The sequence below is a fragment of the Nocardia sp. NPDC055002 genome, assembly GCF_053608825.1.
This window is the reverse complement of sequence record NZ_JBSGWE010000002.1, coordinates 384,390-408,352: the sequence shown is the minus strand read 5'-3', so window position 1 is coordinate 408,352 and position 23,963 is coordinate 384,390. Positions and strand designations below refer to the sequence as shown.

The 23,963-nt window shown below is 68.0% G+C and carries 20 protein-coding genes and 1 tRNA gene; 10 read left to right on the top strand and 11 right to left on the bottom strand.

Annotated elements, in window-relative coordinates; all coding sequences use genetic code 11:
- Positions 1-184: 184 nt before the first annotated feature.
- Positions 185-736 (bottom strand): Rv1476 family membrane protein, encoded by a 552-nt coding sequence (locus ACWF99_RS09110; protein WP_378627161.1) that lies wholly within the window; start codon positions 734-736, stop codon positions 185-187.
- A 283-nt stretch (positions 737-1,019) separates the two neighbouring features.
- On the opposite strand from ACWF99_RS09110, the gene acnA reads away from it, so the two are divergent.
- The 3 genes from acnA to ACWF99_RS09095 all read left to right on the top strand — a co-directional run bounded on the left by acnA (position 1,020) and on the right by ACWF99_RS09095 (position 4,627).
- Positions 1,020-3,833, top strand: coding sequence for an aconitate hydratase AcnA (gene acnA / locus ACWF99_RS09105; RefSeq protein ID WP_393282062.1), 2,814 nt, complete (start codon positions 1,020-1,022; stop codon positions 3,831-3,833).
- Positions 3,834-3,964: 131 nt separating this feature from the next.
- Entirely contained in the window at positions 3,965-4,534 is a 570-nt protein-coding gene (locus tag ACWF99_RS09100; protein ID WP_358072240.1) for a TetR/AcrR family transcriptional regulator, read from the top strand.
- Positions 4,535-4,551: 17 nt separating this feature from the next.
- A tRNA-OTHER gene (locus tag ACWF99_RS09095) sits at positions 4,552-4,627 on the top strand.
- Positions 4,628-4,696: 69 nt separating this feature from the next.
- On the opposite strand, the gene ACWF99_RS09090 is transcribed toward ACWF99_RS09095, so the two are convergent.
- Positions 4,697-5,197: a MarR family winged helix-turn-helix transcriptional regulator gene (locus ACWF99_RS09090; RefSeq protein ID WP_378627158.1), complete on the bottom strand. Its 501-nt coding sequence runs from the start codon at positions 5,195-5,197 to the stop codon at positions 4,697-4,699.
- Between the two features lie 65 nt (positions 5,198-5,262).
- Here ACWF99_RS09090 and ACWF99_RS09085 point away from each other — a divergent pair, with 65 nt between their 5' ends.
- Complete coding sequence (locus ACWF99_RS09085; RefSeq protein WP_378656115.1) at positions 5,263-5,757, top strand: cupin domain-containing protein; 495 nt, start codon at positions 5,263-5,265, stop codon at positions 5,755-5,757.
- Positions 5,758-5,833: 76 nt separating this feature from the next.
- On the opposite strand, the gene ACWF99_RS09080 is transcribed toward ACWF99_RS09085, so the two are convergent.
- The 6 genes from ACWF99_RS09080 to dpgA are packed head-to-tail and all read right to left on the bottom strand — an operon-like array spanning position 5,834 to position 14,784.
- Positions 5,834-9,670, bottom strand: a complete 3,837-nt coding sequence (locus ACWF99_RS09080; RefSeq protein WP_452535562.1) for a type I polyketide synthase — start codon at positions 9,668-9,670, stop codon at positions 5,834-5,836.
- 47 nt (positions 9,671-9,717) lie between these two features.
- Positions 9,718-10,764 carry a ketoacyl-ACP synthase III family protein gene (locus ACWF99_RS09075; RefSeq protein WP_378627154.1) on the bottom strand — a complete coding sequence of 349 codons (1,047 nt, stop codon included), beginning with the start codon at positions 10,762-10,764 and terminating at the stop codon, positions 9,718-9,720.
- A gap of 32 nt (positions 10,765-10,796) precedes the next feature.
- The gene (dpgD, locus tag ACWF99_RS09070) at positions 10,797-11,609 is read right to left on the bottom strand and encodes an enoyl-CoA-hydratase DpgD (protein WP_452535561.1); all 813 of its coding nucleotides are present in this window, start codon (positions 11,607-11,609) and stop codon (positions 10,797-10,799) included.
- Positions 11,606-12,922, bottom strand: a complete 1,317-nt coding sequence (gene dpgC, locus ACWF99_RS09065; protein ID WP_452535560.1) for a (3,5-dihydroxyphenyl)acetyl-CoA 1,2-dioxygenase DpgC — start codon at positions 12,920-12,922, stop codon at positions 11,606-11,608. Before dpgC ends, dpgD begins: the two co-directional genes overlap by 4 nt.
- Complete coding sequence (gene dpgB, locus ACWF99_RS09060) at positions 12,919-13,590, bottom strand: enoyl-CoA-hydratase DpgB (RefSeq protein WP_452535961.1); 672 nt, start codon at positions 13,588-13,590, stop codon at positions 12,919-12,921. The genes dpgC and dpgB overlap by 4 nt, the downstream gene beginning before the upstream one ends.
- 48 nt (positions 13,591-13,638) lie before the next feature.
- Positions 13,639-14,784 carry a 3,5-dihydroxyphenylacetyl-CoA synthase DpgA gene (gene dpgA, locus ACWF99_RS09055; protein WP_378656104.1) on the bottom strand — a complete coding sequence of 382 codons (1,146 nt, stop codon included), beginning with the start codon at positions 14,782-14,784 and terminating at the stop codon, positions 13,639-13,641.
- Positions 14,785-15,206: 422 nt separating this feature from the next.
- Between dpgA and ACWF99_RS09050 the strand changes: the two genes are divergently transcribed.
- Genes ACWF99_RS09050 through ACWF99_RS09040 form a run of 3 tightly spaced genes read left to right on the top strand, consistent with a single transcriptional unit; the run spans position 15,207 to position 18,069 of the window.
- A complete protein-coding gene (locus tag ACWF99_RS09050) occupies positions 15,207-16,298 on the top strand; it encodes a hypothetical protein (protein WP_452535559.1) in 1,092 nt (363 codons plus the stop codon).
- A complete protein-coding gene (locus ACWF99_RS09045; protein ID WP_452535558.1) occupies positions 16,295-17,464 on the top strand; it encodes a sensor histidine kinase in 1,170 nt (389 codons plus the stop codon). The genes ACWF99_RS09050 and ACWF99_RS09045 overlap by 4 nt, the downstream gene beginning before the upstream one ends.
- Positions 17,464-18,069 carry a response regulator gene (locus tag ACWF99_RS09040; protein WP_378628320.1) on the top strand — a complete coding sequence of 202 codons (606 nt, stop codon included), beginning with the start codon at positions 17,464-17,466 and terminating at the stop codon, positions 18,067-18,069. The genes ACWF99_RS09045 and ACWF99_RS09040 overlap by 1 nt, the downstream gene beginning before the upstream one ends.
- A gap of 85 nt (positions 18,070-18,154) precedes the next feature.
- Here the strand turns inward: ACWF99_RS09040 and ACWF99_RS09035 are convergent, their stop codons facing one another.
- Together ACWF99_RS09035 and ACWF99_RS09030 are read right to left on the bottom strand one after the other, a co-directional pair.
- On the bottom strand, positions 18,155-18,973 hold the full coding sequence (locus ACWF99_RS09035) for an alpha/beta hydrolase (RefSeq protein ID WP_452535557.1): 819 nt from the start codon (positions 18,971-18,973) through the stop codon (positions 18,155-18,157).
- A gap of 145 nt (positions 18,974-19,118) precedes the next feature.
- A complete protein-coding gene (locus ACWF99_RS09030; protein WP_452535556.1) occupies positions 19,119-21,005 on the bottom strand; it encodes a thiamine pyrophosphate-binding protein in 1,887 nt (628 codons plus the stop codon).
- Positions 21,006-21,466: 461 nt separating this feature from the next.
- Between ACWF99_RS09030 and ACWF99_RS09025 the strand changes: the two genes are divergently transcribed.
- The 3 genes from ACWF99_RS09025 to ACWF99_RS09015 all read left to right on the top strand — a co-directional run bounded on the left by ACWF99_RS09025 (position 21,467) and on the right by ACWF99_RS09015 (position 23,569).
- Positions 21,467-21,886: an acyl-CoA thioesterase gene (locus ACWF99_RS09025; protein ID WP_378627144.1), complete on the top strand. Its 420-nt coding sequence runs from the start codon at positions 21,467-21,469 to the stop codon at positions 21,884-21,886.
- A gap of 287 nt (positions 21,887-22,173) precedes the next feature.
- Positions 22,174-22,593, top strand: a complete 420-nt coding sequence (locus ACWF99_RS09020; protein WP_452535555.1) for a hypothetical protein — start codon at positions 22,174-22,176, stop codon at positions 22,591-22,593.
- A gap of 16 nt (positions 22,594-22,609) precedes the next feature.
- Positions 22,610-23,569, top strand: coding sequence for an MvdC/MvdD family ATP grasp protein (locus tag ACWF99_RS09015; RefSeq protein ID WP_378627141.1), 960 nt, complete (start codon positions 22,610-22,612; stop codon positions 23,567-23,569).
- 23 nt (positions 23,570-23,592) lie between these two features.
- Here the strand turns inward: ACWF99_RS09015 and ACWF99_RS09010 are convergent, their stop codons facing one another.
- Positions 23,593-23,865, bottom strand: coding sequence for a helix-turn-helix domain-containing protein (locus ACWF99_RS09010; RefSeq protein WP_266290315.1), 273 nt, complete (start codon positions 23,863-23,865; stop codon positions 23,593-23,595).
- Positions 23,866-23,963: the final 98 nt, after the last annotated feature.

The following is a 23,963-nucleotide window of genomic DNA, read 5'->3' as shown; positions in this document are numbered from 1 at the left end:
CTGTACCACTGCATTCACGATCGCGTTCATCGCAACCGTACGACACATAGTTCTCAAAGGAAACATCCGTCACAGTGGGGCGCGGCATCAATTCATAGATTGCTCGGAATTAGCCTGACGAAGGACAGCTTTCTACCCCAGAAAACAGACCGTTGGTCCGGAAATGTGACTGCAGTGAAACCGGTTAGTTGGTGGAACCGGCATCGACGCGCGAGGACGTGGGGGCCGCCGGTGCGTCCACCTCGGGCCCGCGGCGAACTTTCACCAGGTACAGCCCGGCGATCACGAGCACCATCAGCGTCAGCAACACCGTGGTGATGGCGCCCCAGGAAACGCCCTCCGGCTGCTCGAGCCGGTCGACGAAGGCCTGCACGGCCTCTTCGGGGTGGTTGCCCTTGTACTTGGCCGCGTCCTCGGCCCATTCCAGCCGCACCCGGCTGATGGTGTCGCTGTAGGTGCCCAGCCAGTCGTCGCTGAACACGGCGACAGTGCCGTGGGTGTTCTCGCCGACCTCGGTGGCCAGGTCACGTAGGCTCGAGTCGTGGCCGGGATTACCGGGAACGATGACGACGCTGAGCGGGATCCCCTCGGATCGCGCCTGCGCGACGATCGCCGCCAGTTTCTCCTGATCCTGACCCTTGGGGGCCGCGACGTGATTGTCGGCGAGGTCGGACGCGACGCTGCTCAGCACGGTGTTCGGCGGCAGTTCGGCCGCCATCGGCGCAAAAGTGGTCATCTTCCATCCGGTCTGTCGAGCCACGATCGCCGGTGTCGCGACGGGCGTCCAACACTGCCAAGGTGAGCGTCACTGCGTCTTCCCCGACTTCGCTCGTCAGGCACAGTACGCGACTCGGCGCCCGGCTACGCCTGCGCGGCACCACCGACGGCCCCCGCGTATTTCATAGGACAAGCGTACTGTTAGGATCGTACGGCGAGGAAACAGGCATCTCACGGTGCCGGATACCCCCTCCGAAGACGCGAGTCGCCGGCACAGCCCCGCCGGCGGCACACCCTCACACATGAGTGGAGCTGACGTGACGAAGATTGATACCTTCGGCGCCAAGGGCACGCTCGAGGTCGGAAGCAACTCCTACGAGATCTTCCGTCTCTCGGCTGTTCCCGGCACCGAGAAGCTGCCCTACGCCCTGAAGGTGCTGGCAGAAAACCTGCTGCGCACCGAGGACGGCGCGAACATCACCGCCGATCACATCCGCGAGATCGCGAACTGGGACCCCTCGGCACAGCCGAGCGTCGAGATCCAGTTCACCCCCGCGCGCGTGATCATGCAGGACTTCACCGGCGTGCCCTGCATCGTCGACCTGGCCACCATGCGTGAGGCCGTCACCGTCCTCGGTGGCGACCCGAGCAAGGTCAACCCGCTCTCGCCCGCCGACATGGTCATCGACCACTCGGTGATCCTGGACGTCTTCGGCCGCGCCGACGCGCTGGAGCGCAACGTCGACCTCGAGTACGAGCGCAACGGCGAGCGTTACCAGTTCCTGCGCTGGGGCCAGGGCGCCTTCGACGACTTCAAGGTCGTCCCCCCGGGCATGGGCATCGTCCACCAGGTCAACATCGAGTACCTGGCCCCCACGGTCATGGTCCGCAACGGCCAGGCCTACCCCGACACCTGTGTCGGCACCGACTCGCACACCACCATGGTCAACGGCCTCGGCGTGCTGGGCTGGGGCGTCGGCGGCATCGAGGCCGAGGCCGCGATGCTCGGCCAGCCCGTCTCCATGCTGATCCCGCGCGTGGTCGGCTTCAAGCTGACCGGCGAGATCAAGCCGGGCGTCACCGCCACCGACGTGGTGCTCACCGTCACCGAGCAGCTGCGTAAGCACGGCGTCGTCGGCAAGTTCGTCGAGTTCTACGGCAAGGGCGTCTCCGAGGTCCCCCTCGCCAACCGCGCCACCCTGGGCAACATGAGCCCCGAGTTCGGCTCCACCGCCGCGATCTTCCCGATCGACGAGGAGACCATCAACTACCTGCGCCTGACCGGCCGCAGCGACGAGCAGCTCGCGCTCGTCGAGGCGTACGCCAAGGAACAGGGCATGTGGCACGACGCCGACCGCGAGCCGGTGTACTCGGAGTACCTCGAGCTCGATCTGGGCAGCGTCGTGCCCTCGATCGCGGGCCCGAAGCGTCCCCAGGACCGCATCCTGCTCAGCGACTCCAAGAGCGCGTTCCGCTCCGACATCGTCAACTACGTCGGCGAAGGTGAGCTCACCGCGCTGGACGAGGGCGTCGACGAGTCCTTCCCGGCCTCGGACCCGACTGCGGTCTCCGCCGCCGCCGCCGACGACACCTACACCCCCGCGCACTCCGCGGCCAACGGTGCCAAGGGTCGTCCATCCAAGCCGATCGAGGTCGTCGGCGAGGACGGCAACAAGTTCGTCCTCGATCACGGCGCGGTGGTCGTCGCGGGTATCACCTCCTGCACCAACACCTCCAACCCGTCGGTCATGCTCGGCGCCGCCCTGCTCGCCCGCAACGCGGTGGAAAAGGGTCTCGCGACCAAGCCGTGGGTGAAGACCAACATGGCCCCGGGCTCGCAGGTCGTCACCGACTACTACGAGAAGGCCGGTCTGTGGCCCTACCTGGAGAAGCTGGGCTTCTTCGTCGGTGGCTACGGCTGCACCACCTGCATCGGCAACACCGGTCCGCTGCCCGAGGCGATCTCGGCCGCGATCAACGACAACGACCTCTCGGTCACCGCGGTGCTCTCGGGTAACCGCAACTTCGAGGGTCGCATCTCCCCCGACGTGAAGATGAACTACCTGGCCTCCCCGCCGCTGGTCATCGCCTACGCGCTCGCGGGCACGATGGACTTCGACTTCGAGACCGACGCGCTCGGCCAGGACACCGACGGCAACGATGTCTTCCTGAAGGACATCTGGCCCTCGGCCCAGGAGATCGACGACACCATCAAGACGTCGATCAGCCAGGACATGTTCCGCAACTCCTACGCCACCATCTTCGACGGTGACAAGCGTTGGCAGGGTCTGGCGACCCCGGAGGGCGACACCTTCGCGTGGGACGAGAAGTCGACCTACGTGCGCAAGGCGCCGTACTTCGACGGCATGTCGATGGATCCCTCCCCCGTCACCGACATCTCCGGCGCTCGCGTGCTGGCGCTGCTGGGCGACTCGGTCACCACCGACCACATCTCCCCGGCGGGCCCGATCAAGCCCGGCACCCCCGCCGCGCAGTACCTCGACGCCAACGGTGTGGCCCGCAAGGACTACAACTCGCTGGGCTCGCGTCGCGGTAACCACGAGGTCATGATCCGTGGCACCTTCGCCAACATCCGGCTGCGCAACCAGCTGCTCGACGACGTCTCGGGTGGTTACACCCGCGACTTCACCCAGGACGGTGGCCCGCAGGCGTTCATCTACGACGCCTCGCAGAACTACCAGGCCGCGGGCATCCCGCTGGTCGTGCTCGGTGGCAAGGAATACGGTTCGGGCTCCTCGCGTGACTGGGCCGCCAAGGGCACCAGCCTGCTCGGCGTGAAGGCCGTCATCACCGAGTCGTTCGAGCGCATCCACCGCTCCAACCTGATCGGCATGGGCGTTGTGCCGCTGCAGTTCCCGGCCGGCCAGTCGGCCGCGTCGCTGGGCCTGACCGGCACCGAGACCTTCGACATCGCGGGGATCACCGCCCTCAACGAGGGTGTCACCCCCAAGACCGTCAAGGTCACCGCCACCGCGGAAGACGGCAAGGTCACCGAGTTCGACGCGGTCGTGCGCATCGACACCCCCGGTGAGGCCGACTACTACCGCAACGGCGGCATCCTGCAGTACGTGCTGCGCAACATGATCCGCGGCTAACTGCTCGATCCGGTGGCGTGACATCGTGAGGTGTTGCGCCACAAGGGCATTCGTGTGCCCGTGAATAATGCGACAGCCCCCGTCTCGGTTCGCCGGGGCGGGGGTCCGTGTATCCGCTAGTTGGAGGAATCATGCCCAAGGTCAGCGACGACCACCTCGCCGCGCGCCGCAGCCAGATCCTCGACGGTGCACGACGCTGCTTCGCCGAATACGGCTATGACGGCGCCACCGTGCGCCGCCTGGAAGAGGCCATCGGCCTGTCCCGCGGCGCGATCTTCCACCATTTCCGTGACAAGGACGCTCTCTTCTTCGCCCTGGCCAAGGACGACGCCGAACGCATGGCCGAAGTCGCCGCCAACCAGGGCATCGTCCAGGTGATGCGCGATATGCTCGCCCGTCCGGAGGAATTCAACTGGCTGGGCACCCGCCTCGAGATCGCGCGCAGAGTCCGCACCGACCCCGAATTCCGCGCGGGCTGGACCCAGCGTTCGGCCGAACTGACCGCCGCGACGCTGGCCCGCCTGGAGCGTCGCAAGGCCGCCGGAGCCCTGCGCGACGACGTCCCCACCGACGTCCTGCTCGGCTACCTCGACCTGGTTCTCGACGGCCTCATCGCCCGTATCGCCTCGGGTCACACCAACGAAAACCTTTCCGCCGTACTGGATCTCGTCGAAGCCTCGGTGCGGCGCAAGGAATCCTGAGTTAGGCTCGGCGTGGCCATGGAGTAGTTCAGCAGGTAGAACGCCGACTCCACAGGACGGATGTCGCGGGTTCGATTCCCGCCTCCATGGCCACCGAACTTTCCCCGATTGCGCGCGGCGGGATCATCACGAGGCGCCCTTTCCCCGGCCGGGATCGGCAGGTCAGCTCGCCCACCCATCGAGCAGGGTTCGCGAGATCCGGTCCAGGGCGGCACGATCCGCGGGCGTCAACACCGACAGCATCGCCGTCTCGTTCTCGGTGTGTGCCACGACCACCGTGTCGACCAGCGCCCGGCCCTGCTCGGTGAGCGCCACCCGCACGGCGCGGCGATCCTCGCGGTCGGCGATGCGGCGGACCAGGCCCGCCGCTTCGAGCCGGTCGATACGGCCGGTCATCCCCGCGCGCGACAGCATCAAGGTGTCGGCGAGTACCGACGGGTTGAGCTCGAAGGGCGAACCCGAACGGCGTAGCGCCGCAAGCACATCGAACTCACCACGCTGCAAACCGTGTGCGGTGAACACGCTTTCGATCCGTGCCGTGGCGATGGTCATCAGCCTGCCGAGCCTGCCGAAGACCGCCATCGCCTCGAGTTCCAGCTCGGGTCGCTCCCGCTGCCACTGCGCCGTGATCGCATCCACCACGTCCGGTTCGCGTTCATCCATGGACACGATTCTATTCGCTGAGATATAGTTCGGTGGCGAATTATCAATCGACGAACGGAATGGTCATGACGAACACCCGCGACATCGCCCTCTGCCTGCCCGAGGATGCCGAGACGCTGGGCACCGAGAACGTGCGGATGCGCCTGCTCACCGATGCGAACGCCAGCGACGGTGCGGTGAGCACGCTCGAGGTCACCATGGCGCGGGGTGCCGACGGCGCCGCTCCGCACTTCCACACCCGCTCCGACGAGCTGTTCTACGTCGCCGACGGCGAACTCCAGGTCATGGCGGGCGATCGCATCCTCACCGTCGGCGCGGGCGGCTCGCTGGTCGTCCCGCGGCAGATGCCGCACGCCTTCGGCGCCACCCCGGACAGCGGCGCGCGCATCCTCATCGCCCTGATGCCCGGCGTCCAGCGCTTCGAGTACTTCCGTCTGCTCGATCGGCTCATCCACGGCGACGCCACCCATGAGGAATTCGTCGCCGCCCAGGAGGAATTCGACAACCACTTCGTCGACGCGCCCGCGTGGTGGGACGAGCGCAATGCCCACCGGGCCTGACGCCGGGCACCCGGCGAACCCCGTTGCCGCCGTACCGGACCTGATCGAGGACGCGGCACGGCGGCGGGACACCGCTCTACGCCGTCAGCATCTCCGTCAGATGATCGGCGATCGCGACAACGGTCGGCTGCTGCCAGAAGACGGTGGCCTGCAACTTGTGGCCGAACCGCTTCTCGAGCTTCTTGCGAATGGTCACCGTCATCACCGAATCGAGTCCCTGTTCCAGCAGCGGACGCCGCGGATTCAGATCCGCCGGATCGGGCAAGCGCATCTCCGCGGCGATCGTGCCCGACACCTCCGCCGCGATCAGCTCCCGCACCTGCTCGGTGGTCAGGTTCTCCAGCGACAGCACCGGACCGGACAGCGCCGAGCCGGCCGCTGAATCGTCCTCGGCCGGACGGTCGATGACCGGATACTCCATTCCGGTGACCCGGGCGATCACCGTGCCGTCCACCGTCGCGACCAACCCGTCCACGACATCGGTGCGCTTCGGATCCAGGGCGACCTCGATGATCACCTCGTCGGCCGGCTCACCGGCGCAGCGCACGTCATCGATCTGGACCACCATCCGCAGGACCGGTTCGCCGCCGAACGCGGCGGGCGCGATCGACATCACCGCATCGAGTACCGGCGCCCAGGTGGCGCTGGCGTCTGCCGCGACGCGCACTCGCGCGCGCACCACGTCGGCGCCGAAGAGCAATTCCTCGACACGCCACTCGAACCCGGTTTCCGGCACCCCGACCGCGGCCAGGCGCTGATGGACCACACCCGGTTCGACCGGGAACATCCGGCGTGCCGCCGGGTCGTCCAGGGCCGTGGGCAGCGGCACCCCGGCTTCGACCGGCACCGACGACGCCTCGGCGTGGATCAGCCAGGCGGCTTCCCGCTCGGGGTCCTCCCCCGGTGTCCGCGACGCGATCCGCAGCAGCCCACGATCCGGATCGTGCACGACCTGCACCTCACGCTCACCGTCGGTCAGCAAGGGATGCCGCATCGCCACTCCGGCCAGCTCGATCGCGGCGTCACCGAGCGCACCGGCCTGCCGGAAGGTCTCGACCAGCACGGCGGCGGGCACGATCTCGGCGCCGTTGAGCGCGTGACTGCCCGGATAGGGGCGGTTCTCGTCCACCAGCACCGTGTTCCAGATCCGCAGATCGCTCCCGGCGACGGTGCTCGAGGTGCCGAGCAGGGTGTGCGAGGCCGCCGCGTGCCCCTGGCCGGGCACCCGACCGGCCACCGAGGGCGCGTGCCAGAGCTGACGTCCCTGCCATGCGTAGCCGGGCAGGTCCGCCTGCGCCGCGGGCGGCTGCAAACGGTCCAGGTCGACGAGCAGTCCCCGGCAGTGCACGGTGCCGAGCGCGGCCAGGAAAGCCTGCTGCTCGGGAACGTCGCGACGCAAGGTCGTGCCGACGAACGCGTCGTCGATTCCGCTCTCGCCGAGCGTTTCCCGAATCGAGTGGGCGACGACCGGGTGCGGCGAGATCTCGAGGAAGTCGCGGAATCCGTCGGCCAGCGCGGCCTCGATCGCGCCCGCCAACCGCACGGGGTTTCGCAGGTTCGCGACCCAGTACTCGGCGTCGGTCGCCGGTTCGGCACGAGCGTCGAGCAGCGCGGTCGAGTACATCCGCACCGAATGCGGGCGATACTCCAGGTCGGCGCCCGCCGCCGCGAGCTCGGCGAGCAGCGGGTCCATGTGCGGACTGTGGAACGCCACATCGGAGGCGACGCGGCGCACCCCGATCCCGTCGTCGGGCCACTGCGCCAGCACCTCCTCGATCGCGCTCGGGTCACCCGACAGCACACTCGACACGGTCGATGACGCGATCGCGGCGACCAGATCAGTTCTGCCGCCGAGCTTTTCGTCGGCATCCTGCAACGGCATCGTCACCATCGCCATCGCTCCGTTGCCCGCGACCCGGCGCAGCAGGATCGAGCGCCGGCAGATCAGCCGGGCGCCGTCGGCGAGCGGCAGCGCCCCGCTGGCCACGGCGGCGGCGATCTCACCGACGGAGTGGCCGATGATGGCGTCCGGGCTCACCCCGTAGGCCCGCCACATCGCGGCCAGACCCGTCTGCATCACGAAGATCATGGTCTGGATCCGGTCGACGCCGTCGATCTCGTCGTCGATCAGTACCTGTCGCGGCGAGAAGCCGATCTCGGCCAGGAAGATCGGCTCCACCTCGTCGACCACCGCCGCGAACTCGGGCACGGCGAGCAGCTCGCGTCCCATTCCGCGCCACTGTGAACCGTGTCCGGAGAAGACCCACACCAGGCCCTTACCGAATTCGGCGGCCACGGTTCCCGTCACGACGCCGGGGTCCGGCCGTGCGGCGGCCAGTTCCCGCAGTCGTGCGATCAACTCGTGCTCGTCGCGGGCCACCACGGCCGCGTTGTGGTTCAGTCGCGACCGGTGATGGGACAGGGTGCGGCCGACCGCGTCGAGCGACACCGCGCCCGCCCGGTCGCTGACCCACTCCGCGAGCCGATCCGCGTACGCGCGCAGGGCGGCATCGGAGGCCGCCGAGAGCGGAAACAGCCGGAGCCCGTCGAGCTCGGTGCGCGGCGGCGCGACCGGTGGCAGGGGCGCGGTGGGCGCTTCCTCCAGCACCAGGTGCGCGACGGTGCCGCCGTAGCCGAAGCCCGACACACCCGCCCGCCGCGGACTGCTGCCCTCGGACCACGAGGTGTGCTCGGTGGCGAGCCGAATACCCGATGTGTCCCAGGGGATGTCCGGATTGAGCTCGGTCGACAGCGGCGTGCGCGGGATCTCGGCGTGCCGCAACGCCAGCACCGTCTTGATCACACTGGCCACGCCCGCGGCCCCCTCGAGGTGGCCGATGTTCGATTTCACCGACCCGATCAGGCAGGGGTCGCCGACCGGACGCACCGATCCGTAGACCGAGGCGAGCGCCTCGGCTTCCATCGGGTCGCCCAATCTGGTGCCGGTGCCGTGCGCCTCGACGAAATCGACAGTGGCCGGGTCGATTCCGGCGTGCCGGCAGGCCCGCGCCATGACGTGGGCCTGCGCTTCGCCCGACGGTGCCATGATCCCGTTGGTCCGGCCGTCCTGATTCACCGAACTGCCCCGGATGAGCGCGAGCACCTCGTCTCCCGCGCGCTGCGCGCTGTCCAGGCGGCGCAGCACCACGACGCCGCAGCCCTCGCCACGGCCGTAACCGTCGGCCGAGGCGTCGAAGGCCTTGCTGCGGCCGTCGGGGGCGAGCGCGCCCGCCGCGTCGAGGGTGATCGTCTGGCCGGGGGTGACGATCAGGTTCACCCCGCCCACGATCGCCAGGTCGCACTCACCGTTGCGCAGGCTCTGGGCGGCCAGGTGCAGCGCCACCAGCGAGGCCGAGCACGCCGTGTCCACCGCGATGCTCGGTCCGCGCAGATCGAACGAGTGCGACAACCGGTTGGCGACCGCACAGGTCGCCGCGCCGATGCCGGTCCACGCCTCGATGCTGGCCAGGTCCTCCAGCATCAGCGCGCCGTAGTCACCCGTGCAGACGCCGACGAACACACCGGTCTCGCTGCCCGCGAGTTCTCGCGGCGCGATCCCGGCCTGCTCGAGCGCATCCCAGGTGACCTCGAGCAGCAACCGCTGCTGCGGGTCCATCAGCGAGGCCTCACGCGGGGAGATGCCGAAGAATTCCGCGTCGAAGCGCTCGATCTCGTCGAGGAAGCTGCCACGGGTCACGGTGTTCTGGATGGCGGTCGCGAATTGTGGTGTGCGGTGCCGATATCGCGACCAGCGCTGCGGCGGTATCTCGCCGTAGGTGTCGCGCCCAGCCGAGAGCAGTTGCCAGAAGTCGGCGGGGGAACCGACGCCGCCGGGGAAGCGACAGCCGATGCCGATCACCGCCACCGGATCTACCGGGGTGTGGGAGGCGTTGTCGGAGACTGGGTGGGGCATAGCGTTCTCGTTCCTGGATGCGACGGACGTGAGATCGGGATGGACGCTCACGCGGTCCACCCCGGATCACGCAGAACCTTGATGACCGCGGCCGACAGCAGCACCCCGGGCGCCGAGCCGAACAGCAGCATGTACTGACCGGGCCCGAGTTGACCCGTGGTGATCAGATGCTCGAACGACAGGATCTGATCGCTGGCCGAGCAGTGGCCGATATCGCGCCCGAATTCCCAGGTCGACATCTCCATGGGCAATCCGAGCGGCACCATGCACCGCTGTTCGGTGGCCTCGCGCGAACAGTTCAGGAACGCGACGCGGGCGATGTCGCCGAGCTCGATGCCCGCGTCGGCCAGCGCCTGGCCGACCACCACCGGGATCTGCTCGCGCACCCGCGCCAGTGCCGCACCCAAGGGCGAGTCGGGCGCCGCGGCCACCTTGGCGGTGATCTCCTGCAGCCGGGCGAAGAAGTCGGGCGACTTCCCGAGCGAGACACCGGGCGGGAACATCGGTTCACTGGCCCGGTGGATCTCCTCGGCTTCGGGAATCGAGGTGTGGCACACCGACATCAGCTGGGCGAAGCCGTCGGTCTTGCTCAGCACCACCGCGGACGCGGCGTCACCGGCGACGAACAGCGCCGACATCTGCCACCGGTCCATCAGCGGGGTGCCGAAATTGTCGGCCGCCACCAGCAGCGCGGTGCGCCGGCCGGGATCGGCGCGCAGGTATTCGAATGCCATCGACAGGCCGGAGAACATTCCGTTGCAACCCTGCCGGATCTCCAACGCCGGGATCGGCCCGACGAGGTGACGTTGCAGGTAGGGATGTGGCAGCCAGCCTTCCGGGCCTTGCAGCCAGGTGCTCGCGTACAGCAGCAGATCGAATTCGTCGGCGGCCAGACCGGACCGTTTCACCGCGACTTCCGCGGCGCGCAACGCCATCTCCGGCGCGGGGATCGGACCGGCCACCGCCGCGCCGCCGAGCTCGTGGATCTCGGCGGTCTCGGCGGAGTACAAGCCCTGTGCGACAGCCTGTTCGGTGGTGACGGTCGAGGGGAGGAACGAGCCGAGGGCGGCGATGTAGGTATCGGGTGTTCGCATGAAGATCCTCAAGCAATCGAGTCGGTCTGGTCCTACCGTGCGGTCCAGTGCGGTAGACGTTTCTGGGCGAAGGCCAGCGGGCCCTCGGTCGCGTCGGCCGAGTCGGCGCGGACGCGCTCCCACGGGTAGTCGGCCTCGAAGGCGGCGGGCAGTAGCAGATTCGCCGACAGCGCGGCGGCTTCCTTGATCGCGCGAATCGACAGGGGCGCGCACGCGAGCACGTCGGCGGCCCAGCGGTCGACGCACGCGTCCAGTTCCGACCCGTCGACCACCTCGTTGACCACACCCAGCTCGTAGGCCCGGGTGGCCGACATCGGGCGGCCCGTGAGCAGATGTCCCATCGCGACGCGGTAGGGCACCTGCCGGGGCAGCCGGAAGACCCCGCCCGCGCCCGGGATCAATCCCAGTTTCGCCTCGGGGAGCCCGAATCGGGCGTCGGTCGACGCGATCACGATGTCGCAGGCGAGCGCGAGCTCGAACCCACCGCCGAGCGCGTACCCGGACACCTTCGCGATGATCGGTTTCGCGAAGGAGAAGCGTTCGGTCAGCCGCGGATACCCCGGCTTTCCCGCGCTGCCGAACGACGACCGGGTGCAGGCGCCGTCGCCGATCCGCTCGGCCAGTTCCGTCAGGTCCTGCCCGACCGAGAACGCCCGCCGCCCCGCCCCGCTCAGCACGACGGCCCAGATGTCGTCGTCGGCTTCGATGTCGTCCCAGATCTCGGCCAGCTCGGCGTGCATGGCGCGATTCATCGCGTTGAGCACCCGCGGCCGGTTGAGTTCCACCGTCGCGAGATGGCCGTGCTTGCGGTACTCGACGGTGTTCGATGTCGCCACGGTGGTCATCGCGGCGCCTTGCGGTCGAACCGCTCGGTCTTGGCCATGACATCCGGGGAGTACAGCCGCAACGCCTGGTGCAGCGCGAACTCCGCCAGATAACGGCGGAACACGTCCTGCGGTTCCTCGGCGACGACCAGCATGTGCTTGTTCGCGACCACGGCGGGCGAGGCGAGTCTGGCTGCGGCCCTGTCGATTTCGAGGTCCATATCGGCCGGTTCGGCGACGGTGTCGATCAGCGACCGCGCGTCCGATTCGGTCGCCCAGATCTTGCGGCCCCACAGGATCACCTCACGCGAGAGCCGGAAGTTCGCCGATCGTCCCAGGCGCAGGTTCGCGACGCCCGGGATGATGCCCTCCTGCGCGGCGGGCAGGCTGACGTAGCTGTCGGTCGCCGCGATGACCCGATCGAAGACCATGAGCAGCTGTGCCCCGCCTCCGATCGCGAACGAATCGACGGCCGCGACCCAGGGTTTGGTCGCCGGGACGGCGGGCCAGCTCGCCGCGTCCTCGGTGTGTCCGCGCAGGATCTTCGCGATGTAGCCGGTCTCGCGGCCCAGCAGGAAGTCGAGGAAGGAGATCTTGCCCTGGTGCAGGTGGGCGAGATTGATGCCCGCGCTGAAGACTCGGCGACCGCGATAGCGCGGATGGTCCATCACTCCGCCGCGGACCACGCCGACGCGGGTCTCGGGGTCGAGCAGTACCAGGTCGACCGCGGTTTCCATATCGGCGACGTGCTGGTTGTCCTCGGCGTTGAGGCAATCGGTGTTGGTGATCGTGATCGTCGAGGTGCTGCCGCTGCGCTCGAGGCGCGCCGCGGGCAGTGTGATCGTGCCGGTGGCACGGAAGTCGGCGATCAGGTCGAGGGCGGCCTCGGTGGGCGCGCGCATCGCGTCCAGAAGGTGATTGCCGAGGACCGGGTCCGCGAACACGGCCTGGAAGAAGATGCCCTGATCGATCTCCCAGCCCTCTTTCGCCGGCTGCGCCACCGCGGCGTCGGCGTGCACCTGCTCGGTGGTCGGGAGCAGGCCGGGATACAGCACGGTCACGGCCGCGGCGAGCGCGCTCAGCCGAAGACCACGCCGCAGGTCGTCGGTGGCCGTCCCGTAGACCACCGCGAGGTGCCGGCGCAGGAACTGCCGACGCAGGCGGCGCAGCACGCGGTGCGCGGCCGCGGCCGCGGCGGCCGCCGTCTCGTCCCGGTCGGGAACCGGTCCGAGTGACTCCAGCAAAGCGGCGTGTTCAGTTGCCGCAGCGCGCAATTCGGCCATGTCGTAGTCGAGCTGACCCACGATCGTGCGCGGGGTGATGACGATGGTCACGATGCCGCCCGTTCACGTCGCAGCGCGCGGTCCGATGCGGCCAGATGCGCGCCGAGCGCGTCTTCGAACCGGGTGCTCGGCGCGTCGAGCAGCAACCTGCGCCGGATCGCGATCTCGATTCCCGAGACCGCGCCGAAAAGCATGGCGCCCGCGGCGATCGAGTCGGCTTCGGCGCCGGGCTCGATGACGGCGTCCACCAGGCCGCAGTCTCTGGTCCGCTCGGCCGACAGCGCCCTGCCGAGTACCGCCAATTCCCGGGCCGGACCACCACCGGCCTGACCGGCCAGCCGGTAGACCGCCATCGCGGGCCACACCCCGCCCTCGCTCGCCGCCAGCTCGAAGACCGTGCCCGCCGCCATGATCCGGTAGTCGGCCACGAGCAGCAGCTCCGCGGCGGGCCCGTACGCGTCGCCGTCGACGAGGGCGATGACCGGCGCGGGGACCTGCTCGAGACGGCGCAGCGCGCCTTCCCATTTGTTCACGTCGCCGACGCTGACCGGACCCGGCCAGGCGAATCGCGAACCCGGTGCCGCACCGCCGATGCGCAGTACCACCACGCACTCTCCCCCGGCCGCCGACGCGTCCTCGGCCCGCACCGCTGCCGCGAGCACGCTCGCGGTCAGTTCCGGTGCGAGTGCACCGTCGGCCGCCACTTCGGTGGTGATCATCTCAGTCACGAATTGCCTTTCCACAGCATGGTTTTCACCCTTCGGCGCTCAGAACCGCAGCAGCGCGGTCTCGATCTGCGATCCCGGACCCATCGTCATGAGGACGCAGTAGTCGCCGGGCGCCACGCGGCCCTCGGCCAGCAGCCGCTCGTAGGAGAACAGAAACGATCCGCTGGACAGATTCCCGAAATCGCGCATGACGCTCACGGTGTGGCGCAGGTCGTGCGTGGTCAGACCCAGGTTGATCTTCACCGCGTCGATCACCTTCTTGCCGCCGGAGTGCACGATCCACTGGGCGATGTCCTTGCGCCGGAGCCCGGCGTCGCCGAGTAGTTCGTCGACGACCCGCTCGACGTGGGCGCCGACCTCGTAGGGAACCTCTTTGTCGAGATAGAAGCTGAACTTCCCGGCATCGTCGTCCCAGTCGTAGCGCATCGCGTCCACCGCCCGCGTGATCATGTAGCTGGCGCGACCGATCAGTTGTGGTGCACGGGACTGCGTGTCCGTGTCGGTGCCTTCGTGCGATTCGCCGGTGCTGATCGCGAGGGCGGCGGCGCCGTCGCCGAACAGGCTGTTCACCACGGCGGTCCGCATCGTTCCGTCGAAAACGTAAGCCGCCGAGCATGCTTCGGAGCAGGCCAGGACCGCCAGCCTGCCCGGGTTGGCGGCCGACCAGGAGGCCACCGCGGTCAGGCCGTTGAGCCCTGCGTTGCACCCCATCCCGACGACGTCGAGGCGCCCGGTGCTCGGCGCGAGACCGAGCTCGTTGATCAGCAGGGCGCTGAAACCCGGGGTGAGAAACCCGGTTGTCGTCACCGCGACCAGGTAATCCACGTCCTGCGGCTGTCTGCCGATCTCGGCCAGGCATCGCCGAATCGCCGCCGCCCCGGTGTCCACGCCGTACCGTCGATGCTTGCGCAGCAGGTCGCCTTGCGACTCCGACCGGAACTGCCCCGCGTCGTCGACCGGCGGCAGAGTGAGATAGCGGTGCTCGATCCCGCCGTTGAGGAAGACACCGCGGATCTTCGGGTCATCGATGGCCAGCAGATCGACCAGCTCGCGCTGGCTGTACCGCGTGGGCGGATTCGCCGATGCCACCCCGAGCAGGCGCGGTGTCGTCGATGTCGTGCCGGATTCGGTGTCGCGATCGACGCTGTGCACGCGTCGCGCGAACAGATGCTCGATGGTTGTCATGATCGAGGTCCAATCTTGTGCGATAGGCACCGCAAAGCCGCGAACAGCGGCCTACCGCAGTTGCGGTCGAGCGAGATGAAACAGTGCTTGAAGCACGCATCGACAGTGATGTGCGCGTGGTGTGGCGGCGATCGCCCGAACCTGCCCCCGCAAGGTTCCGGTCCCGGGTATACATGCCCCCGCAACCCGGTGTTAGGCCCAAACTTACTGTCGCCCAATGGATTTCACCAGGCCCCAATTTCTTGGGGGATGAACTCGTTACCAGGTGACCGCCGCCCCGATGAATGGCCGATTCCCACAATCCCGCACGGTCTCGAACCACGGCTAGAGATAGATGTGGACATTCGTCGATGACGAATGTCATCGGTGAACGTCTACATTGGTTTCTGGCGGGCGGTCGCGGCTCGCGGAACAGTCATGGGGTGGTAGCGGTCATACTGGAACGTGCGCCTTCGTCGAACGCGACCCGGCCCGATCGGACCGGCGCCGCCCTCGGCGTGCTGCGTGGGCTGTCGGCGCGGATTCCCCGCGACGCCGTGGACATCGCCGCGGCGGGCACCGTCGTGGCCGCGCTCGCGCTCGGCACCCTGACACTGATCGCGACCGTCACCACCGACACCGGGCATCGACCCGACCTCGCCGTGACCGCCGCCCTGCTCGCGGTGTGCCTGTCGGTCTATCTCCGCCACATCGCCTTCGCTGTCCGCGACGCCGTCCCGCCGGCAGCGCCCATCACCTCGGCGCTGCTGGCCGTACTGGTGGTCGGCGCGGCGCCGGTCCTCGGCGTCGCGTGGCTGAACACCGTGCACATCGTGGCGGTGGTCGTCGCGCTGACGCTGCGACCCGTGCTCGCCCTGCCCATCGCGGTAGTGCTGATCGCCGCCGTCGCGCCGTCGGCGGCACTGCTCGGCGCGACCGAGCAGGAGGCGATCTGGTTGCTGGTCACAACCGCGATGCGGGTGGTCGCGGTCTACACGCTGGTCTGGATGGTCGTCGCGTTGCGTCGGCTACGCAGCGCAGGTGCGGCGCTCGCCGAACAGGCCGTCGCCCGCGAACGACTGCGGATCGACCGCACCGTCACCCGAACCGTACATACCGCACTGGTGGCGATCACCGAGTCCGCCGATCGTGCGGCGAATTTCGCCGCACGGAGCGACCCGGTCTCGGCACGCGTCGAACTCGGTGAGCTCGTCGCCACCTCGCGCAGCGGCCTCGCCCAGGCGCGGCAACTGATCCGCAGTTTCCAGCAGACCGACTTTCGCCGTGAGCTCGCTTCCACTACAACACTTCTCGCCGCAGCGGGTGTCGTTGCCCGCATCGACCTGCCCGCCGAAGGACCGCCGGCACCGTCCGAGGAACCACTGCGCGCCGAACTGCGCCACCTGCTGGCGCGGCTCCTGCGCGACGGACCGACCGAACCGGTGCTGATCACTGTCCATCAGGTGGGTGGCCGCTGGCAGCTCGACTCCGCCGTCGAGCCCAGAACCGCCACCACGACAGGGGAACTCGGATGACCGAGGTGTCGCGCCCGCTCCTCGGTCCCTGGCTGGCGACCGCGCAGACCGCGCGGTTCCTCCTCGTCGGGACCACCTGCGCTACCGGCGCGCTGGCGCCCGCACGGGCGACCTTCGCCGGAACCGAGCAGGCAGGCCCGGCCTCGCTGTGGTGGATACTGGCGGTCGCCGTGGTCGCCGTCCACCTGTACCACGCCTTCGGCACGGTCGGCGCGGACCGCGAGCCAGGAAGCGCCGACGCCCCTCGCCCGCGGGGCTGGCCCATGACCTTCACACTGCTGAGTGGTCTCGTGTACCTACCGATGATCTGGTCACCGACGGCGTGGGGCATCAGCCAGGTGTTCTTCGTCGCCTCGGCCGCACTGCTCTCGCGCGGCCTGCCGCGCGTATTCCTCTGCGCGGCCCCGATCGCCGTCACCGCGGTCGGCACGCTGTTCGCCGCCGACCGCGTCGCGTCACGACACCCGGTGGCGGCCGCCATCGAGGTCGTGGTCGTGTTCACCGCCATCGCCGGGTGCCTCGTCGGCGTGGCGCTGCTGGTCCGCGCCGTGGCCCAGCTCGAACGCACCCGCACCGATCTCGCCGAGCAGGCCGCGGGCCGAGAACGCCTTCGGGTCTCGCGCGACCTGCACGACCTCCTCGGGCAGAGCCTGTCGGCCGTCTCGCTCAAGGGCGATCTGGCCGCGGCGTTGCTGCCCAGCGATCCGGGCGCGGCACGATCGGAAATCGACGGCATCGCCGCACTCGCCCGCGAGACACTGCAAGCGATGCGGCGGGTCACCCTGGGCGAGCACACCATCTCCCTGCGCACGGAAGCCGCCGGGGCCACTGCCCTGCTGTCGGCCGCCGGGATCGACACCCACCATCACATCGATCTTCCGCCGATGGCGCCCGAGGTCGACGACGCGTTCGCGTGGGCCACTCGCGAAGGCATCACCAATGTGCTGCGGCACAGCGCCGCCCGCACGTGCTGGATCGAAGCCGGCCGGCGGGACGGCACGTTGTTCTTGGAGATCGTCAACGACGGGGCGCACCGCAAGCCGGGGGCCGGCAACGGCCTGTCCGGTCTGGCGGAGCGGACGGCGGCGTTGTCGGGTACCGTGTCGGCGCGACACAGCAAGGACGGCCTGTTTCACTTGCGCGTCGAAATCCCAGGGGGGACATGATGATTCGCGTGCTCGTCGCCGAGGACATGCACATGATCCGGGGCGCGCTGGTGGCGCTGCTCTCCCGCGAGGAAGACATGGACGTGGTGTCGGAACTGGACCGCGGCGACCATGTCATCGCCGAGATCCTGCGCACGCGCCCGGATGTCGCGTTGCTCGACATCGACATGCCGGGCCTGGACGGACTCAGCGCCGCCAAGCTCATTCACGAACAGGTGCCCGAAACCCAGGTGCTGATTCTGACCGGGCTGAGTCAGCCGGGTTATCTGCTGCGCGCCTTGCACGCGCAGGTGCGCGGTTTCGTCGTCAAGGACGCACCGGCGCAGACGCTGGCCGACAGTATCCGCAAGGTTGTCGCCGGTGAGCGGGTGATCGACACCGACCTGGTCGCCGCAGCCCTCGAGACCGGTACCAGTCCGCTCACCACCCGTGAGGCCGATGTGATCCGGGCGGCCGAGACCGGGATCAGCACCGACGAGATCGCCACCACTCTGTTCCTGTCACCGGCGACGGTGCGCAACTACTTGTCGAACGCGATCACCAAGATCGGTGGGCGCAACCGCATCGACGCGATCCGCATCGCCCGCAATGCCGGCTGGCTGTGAGCTCGACCGGTCGCGACATCACGTGGCCGGGACACCGGAAAACCCGACGGCACTGTGCCGTCGGGTTTTCCGGCGCTTCGATGGTTCAGCGGGCGGCCGCGGTGATGGTCGCGACCACCTCGTCCGGATGTGACACCGGCGACGCGTGCGAGGACTTCACTTCACTGACCTGAGCTTTCGCGCGATCGGCCTGGAAGCGCTGCGCCGCGGGCGGCAGGATCTGGTCCTCGGTCGAGACCAGGTACCACGACGGAGTCGACGCCCAGGACGGGTCCCCGCTCGGCTCGGCCTGCGCGGCCGCGGAGGTAGGCCGCTGACGCGCGGCGAGCTGCGCCGCGACATCGGCGCTGACATCCTGAGCGAAGACCTCACCGAACTGTTCGGGTTTCAGCGTGACCTCGGCCCCGGTGTCGGTGGGCTTGATCTGCAATGCCGGACCGATCTTGCTGCCCGGGTACTTCGCGGGATCCGAGAGTGCTTGTACCGGTTCACCCTTCGCCGGAGCGAAGCCCGCGATGAAGACCGCGGACTTGACGTCCGGACGGTGCATATTGCTGATCACGGCACCGCCGTAGGAATGCCCGACCAGCACGACCGGCCCGGTGACGTTCGCGATCGCCGAGGTGACGGCGGCCGCGTCCGAACTCGGTCCACGCAGCGGATTCTCCGGCTGGACCACCTGGTAGCCCTGCGCCCGCAGTTTGCCCGCGACCGTGTCCCAGCTGGAACTGTCCGAGAACGAGCCGTGCACCAGCACGATGGTCGGCTTCGCCACGGCGGCGGCGGTCGTGGTGGGCGCCGGCGCGTCGGCCGATTCGGTATCGCTGCCGCACGCGGCGGTCGCGAACACCGCGGTCGCGGCCAGCACTGTCATGACATTTCGGAGCCGGACAAGCTTGTGCATAGCGTTCCATTCTCGTAGGCGTCGGTCTCTCGACTGAGAATCGCAGCCCGCTCCGAGGGCAGGTAGATACCGATGTGGACGGCGACCGATGGCAAATGTCACGGTCGCCGTCCACCCGGCAGCACGATCAGCTAATCCCGGGGGATCACGGAGGGCCGATGTCGCGCAGCTTCTCTACGTATTCCGCGTCGGCACTCGACCTTTCCGCCAGCAGGACATCCACCGCGGGCGGCAGCGCCGGGGGCAGGGCGGGGGCGGTGCGAATATCGAGGACATAGGGCTTGCCGTCCGCGACCGCCCGGAATCCGCGTTCGATCGCGCGCTGTAGTTTGCGCCCGTCGTCGACCACCTTTCCGTCGATACCGAACGTCTTGGCGATGTCCACGAAATCCTGTTCGGGTTCGCCCAGGCTCAGGTAGGTCGCCGGGTTGGTCGGCCGCCAGCCGTAGACCCGTTCGATCAGCCCGAGCCCGATCACCAGCGACGAATACTGTGCGTCGTTGACGACGATGTACAGCACCGGCAGATCGAATTTGCTGCTGGTCCACCAGGAATTGGTGTGGAACAGCGCCGAACCGTCACCGATGACATTGACGATGTAGCGCTCCTCGCGCACGGCGAGGGAGAATCCGATCGACGCGGGCAACGAGAATCCCAGCGAACCACCCGAGGTGCAGAAGTAGGCGTCCGGCGAATCGTACTGAACCACCTTCTGCAAGCTGCTGGCGATCGAGAACGCTTCGTTGAGCACGGTGATCGGCCGATCGAGGGTCTTCTGCACTTCCGCCAGCGCGAACGCCACCTGCTGACCGGGAATCGGCACGGGGACATCGACGACAACGGCCTCGGATTCTTCCGACACCACCGAATCGACGCTCTCGAGTTCGGCTACGGCCGCCGAATCGAGCAGCTGGAATTGTTCGGCGTCGGCCGAGAACGCGGCGTCGCGTTGCGCACCGAGCCGCAGAATGTTCGCATTGCGCGCTTGCGCCGACGCGAGGTCGAAGTGCGGGCTCGCGGCGATACCGGAAATGATCGGCGGCAGCGTCTTCTTGATGTCACCGAGGACACCGACCTCGGTGAAATAGTTCTTGCCGATCTGCCACGAATCATTGTGCAGCGCCACCTGAACCAGGTCCGCGGGCAGGATCGGACCCTTGTCCCAGCGGAAGATCGAGATCTGGGCGTGTGAGTTCACCCCGATCAGGAAGATGGTGTCGTAGCCACGCAACTGCATGTGGATGCCGTCTTGGATGGGCGCCAGTTCACCCTGCCAGTGCGGCAGGTCGTTCGGATAGTTCATCCGGCTCGCCTGGAACTCCGAGTACACGGCCGCGCCGAGCAGGTTCGCGAGACCTTCGATCTCCGGCCACGCGCCGGCCTCTCCGACGCCGTCACCGACCAGCAGCACCGGGTTGTTCGCGTTGGCGAGGGTCTCGACGGCCGCCGCGATCCCGGCCTCGTCGCCCGTCACCGCGTGCGCGATCCGGGTGGAGCGGGCCGGTTCCTGCAAGGTCGGCTGCTCGATCAGGAAATCCCACGGCATCGAGAGGAACACGGGCCGGAACGGCGGCGTGAACAATTCTTTGAACGCACGCTGCATGACGAGCGGAATCTCGTCCGCGCTGCGGATCTCGTGCGCCCATTTCGTGTACTGGCCCGCGGTCCGGACCAGATCCGATCCCAGCAGCGGCTCCTGGATCAGCAGATCACTGTGCTGCTGGCCGCACAGAACGAGTACCGGAATATTCGAGGTGTACGCGTCGAAAAGGTTTCCGACGATATTGGCGGCGCCGGGGGTGATGTGGACCAGTGCGACGCCGGGCCTGCCCGACGCGCGGGCATACCCCATCGCGGCGCCCATCGCGATGTTCTCGTGCAGGGTCGGGATGTACTCGACACCGTTCTCCGGAATGGTGGTGGCGTCGATCAGCGGGATTTCCTGGGTGCCGGGAACACCGAAGATGTACTCGATGCCGGCATCGCGAATGTAGTCGAAGATGACATCGCGCCCTAGTTTGGGTGAACTCATTGCAGTCCTGTCATACGGTCGAGATCGGGAGATGTTCTCGGCGCCGGTCGCAGCCTGGCGATGCCCATCTGGCCCTGTTCGGGCAGCAAAAAAGCCCTGACCTGAAGGCCGGGCTGATGGGGTCATCGAGAGTGCGCTGCGAGGGGCCGAGAAGCGGGGGTCACCGGCGTAAGCGCCGTAGAAAGCCCAACCTGGCCGGAACTTCGTTGTCTCACAACCATTTTGAGCACGCGAATGCCCGCTGGCTCAATGATGACCCAGCTTGCGGGCGCCGTCAATGGCAAGCGCGAATCCGACCGAACAACCTGGTAGAGCCCGCGCGCGTCGTGAAATTTCCGGCCGGGGCGGCGGCGATCGCAATGGGCGTAAGGCCACGGCAGCCATACCGGACCGCCCGGAATGTGTCCGAGATTGCACACGCACCGGGAACAAGCACGCGCGAGCCCCCGGTTATACGCCGTATGACGTTCTCCGTACCGGTCCTCGTCCGCGGCTACGAGCTCGACACCCAGGGCCATCTCAATCACGCCGTCTATCACCAGTACGGCGAGCACGCTCGGTGGGAGCTGCTGCGCGCGGCGGGCATCCCGCAGGACAAGTTCATCGCCAGCGGCGTCGGCGCGGTGGTGCTCGAGTCGACCATCAAGTACAAGCGCGAGCTGCGCGGTGGCGACGAGGTCACCGTGACGTGTGTGTTCGACTGGAAGGAAGGCGAGAAGGTCTTCCGCTTCCACCACCAGATCATCAAGCTCGACGGGACCGTCGCCGCGGAGATCACCGTCGTGGCGGGCGCGATGGATCTGACGGCCCGCCGACTCGTCGCGAACCCGGCCGACCACTTCCGCGAGCTCGCCGAGAATCCCGAACTGCTCGGCCTCTAGACACCACCCACGGCGCGGCAGGCACCATCGGGCACAGACCCGGAGCGGCCTGCCGCGCCGTTGTCCTCTGCGTTTGCTGCCCGATTGCCCGGGTGAACCCAGTTCCCACATCCGAGTTGTCCGAAATTCTTTCCCCACAAGGCGATCACGCGCCGCTCGGCGGTTTGCCCGGCGCTCCGCAAATCTTGCGAACCCACTCGGCGGACCACGCGTTCACGTTATGATCCGAAGCACCTTTTGGGGTTCTGGCAAATCGCGAGCAGACGAGAAGATCGGAGTGAGTGCCCATGACCGACGCCATCCACCTCCCCGCTACCGCGTCGTCCCGAGATCGGGGCCCCGCCTTGCGCGGACTGCTGGTGGCCGAGTCCGATCGCGACATCTCGGTGCGGGTCGACGGTGGTACCTGGACTTTCGACCGCCGTGACATCGTCCGGCTCACCGAAGACCGTGCGAGCGCCGGTGAACGTCAGGTGCGGGTCGACATCCGCCCCGGCGCCACCGCCGATTTCACCCGGCGCATGCGCGTCGAGCTCGTCGATCGGCCGATCACCCTCGCGCCGGAACCGTCGGAGGCGCTCGGCGACGAGCAACTGGCCCGCGCGACCCGTGGCTGGGCGGCGAAACTGCGCATCGCCGAACGAGGTGGTGTCACCGGAGCGACGTTCACCTTCCGCGACGGCATCAACTGCGACAGCCTCGACTGAAGCGGCCGCGCAAGTCATGGAAGGCGCTACCGACGCCGTGCTCATCGTCTCCGAAACCGACGACCTGCACGCCGATGCGCTGGCGTCGACCCTGCGCGAACACCACGGGCTCGACCCGATCCGGCTCGACCTGCGCGATTTCCCCACGGAGACAGGGAGTTTCCGGCTCGACAAAGCGGGCACCAACCGCGCGATGTCACATGTCCACGGTCTCGACGACGTCCGCGCCGTGTGGTGGCGCAGGCCGCACCCGTGCCGGGTGCCCACCGGCGTGCGCGCGGCCGACGACGCGTTCCGCCAGGCCGAGTGTGACGGATTCCTGCAGGGCATGCTGTGGTCGATCCCGGCGTACTGGGTCAACGATCCGGCCGCCGAGCGCACCGCGAGCCGCAAGATCGTCCAGCTCGAAACCGCGCAGCGGGCGGGTTTCACGATCCCGGAAACGCTGGTCACCAACGACCCGGACGAGGCGCGTAGTTTCGTCGAATCCCGGTGCGGGCCAGTGGTGTACAAGCGCACCGGCACCGGCCGTGGCGAGTTCTCGGAGACGAGGATCATCACCGGGCCCGAGCTGAACAGGCTCGAGTCGATCCGGTCGACGCCGACCACGTTCCAAGATTACGTGGAGGCCAGCTGTGATCTTCGGGTCGTCTGGGTCGACGGCGTCGAGTGGAGTGTGCGCATCGACTCCCAGGCGGGCGTCGGACGCATCGATTCCCGGCTCGACACCTCGGTCGCGTTCGCAGCGGATCGGCTACCGGCGTCGGTCAGCAAGTCCCTCGCGACCCTGATGGGAGCGCTCGGACTCAGCTTCGGCGTGGTCGATCTGCGCCTGGGCAGCGACGGCGAGTACTACTTCCTCGAGGTGAACCCGCAGGGACAGTTCGCGTACCTCGAGATCAAGACCGGCCTGCCACTGTTCGCCAGCCTGGCCAATCTGCTGGTCCGTGGCGACGGAGCCGTCGCAGGCTGGTAACGGCACCGTCGCGCGGCGCGCGGTCAGTCGGCCGGATTCTTGCGCCGATTGGCGCCACCGCGCCCACGCAGTTCTACATGTGACTCGACCAGCACATTGTGGATGAAACCGTACGAGCGGCCGGTGGATCTGGCCAGGGTGCGAATGGACGCGCCCGCCTCGTACTGCTTCTTCAGCTGGGACTGCAACCGGTCGCGGGACTTGCCCGTCACCCGGGTGCCCTTACCCAGGGCTGCCTTGCCGATCGTCGATTTACCCTTGGCCGACCTAGCGGCCTGTCTGGCACTGTCGCTCATGGCTTCCTCCGAGTCGCCGAGCACTTCTTCCAGGCTAGACACTCCACACTCGGTGATCAACGAAAACAGTGATCAAACTCACGCGATCCCGGCGAGTT

Excerpts from the sequence above, each read along its gene's own strand:
- ACWF99_RS09110 (WP_378627161.1), bottom strand. The coding sequence starts at position 736 with ATGACCACTTTTGCGCCGATGGCGGCCGAACTGCCGCCGAACACCGTG.
- acnA (WP_393282062.1), top strand. The coding sequence starts at position 1,020 with ATGAGTGGAGCTGACGTGACGAAGATTGATACCTTCGGCGCCAAGGGC.
- ACWF99_RS09100 (WP_358072240.1), top strand. The coding sequence starts at position 3,965 with ATGCCCAAGGTCAGCGACGACCACCTCGCCGCGCGCCGCAGCCAGATC.
- ACWF99_RS09090 (WP_378627158.1), bottom strand. The coding sequence starts at position 5,197 with ATGGATGAACGCGAACCGGACGTGGTGGATGCGATCACGGCGCAGTGG.
- ACWF99_RS09085 (WP_378656115.1), top strand. The coding sequence starts at position 5,263 with ATGACGAACACCCGCGACATCGCCCTCTGCCTGCCCGAGGATGCCGAG.
- ACWF99_RS09080 (WP_452535562.1), bottom strand. The coding sequence starts at position 9,670 with ATGCCCCACCCAGTCTCCGACAACGCCTCCCACACCCCGGTAGATCCG.
- ACWF99_RS09075 (WP_378627154.1), bottom strand. The coding sequence starts at position 10,764 with ATGCGAACACCCGATACCTACATCGCCGCCCTCGGCTCGTTCCTCCCC.
- dpgD (WP_452535561.1), bottom strand. The coding sequence starts at position 11,609 with ATGACCACCGTGGCGACATCGAACACCGTCGAGTACCGCAAGCACGGC.
- dpgB (WP_452535961.1), bottom strand. The coding sequence starts at position 13,590 with ATGATCACCACCGAAGTGGCGGCCGACGGTGCACTCGCACCGGAACTG.
- dpgA (WP_378656104.1), bottom strand. The coding sequence starts at position 14,784 with ATGACAACCATCGAGCATCTGTTCGCGCGACGCGTGCACAGCGTCGAT.
- ACWF99_RS09045 (WP_452535558.1), top strand. The coding sequence starts at position 16,295 with ATGACCGAGGTGTCGCGCCCGCTCCTCGGTCCCTGGCTGGCGACCGCG.
- ACWF99_RS09040 (WP_378628320.1), top strand. The coding sequence starts at position 17,464 with ATGATTCGCGTGCTCGTCGCCGAGGACATGCACATGATCCGGGGCGCG.
- ACWF99_RS09035 (WP_452535557.1), bottom strand. The coding sequence starts at position 18,973 with ATGCACAAGCTTGTCCGGCTCCGAAATGTCATGACAGTGCTGGCCGCG.
- ACWF99_RS09030 (WP_452535556.1), bottom strand. The coding sequence starts at position 21,005 with ATGAGTTCACCCAAACTAGGGCGCGATGTCATCTTCGACTACATTCGC.
- ACWF99_RS09025 (WP_378627144.1), top strand. The coding sequence starts at position 21,467 with ATGACGTTCTCCGTACCGGTCCTCGTCCGCGGCTACGAGCTCGACACC.
- ACWF99_RS09020 (WP_452535555.1), top strand. The coding sequence starts at position 22,174 with ATGACCGACGCCATCCACCTCCCCGCTACCGCGTCGTCCCGAGATCGG.
- ACWF99_RS09015 (WP_378627141.1), top strand. The coding sequence starts at position 22,610 with ATGGAAGGCGCTACCGACGCCGTGCTCATCGTCTCCGAAACCGACGAC.
- ACWF99_RS09010 (WP_266290315.1), bottom strand. The coding sequence starts at position 23,865 with ATGAGCGACAGTGCCAGACAGGCCGCTAGGTCGGCCAAGGGTAAATCG.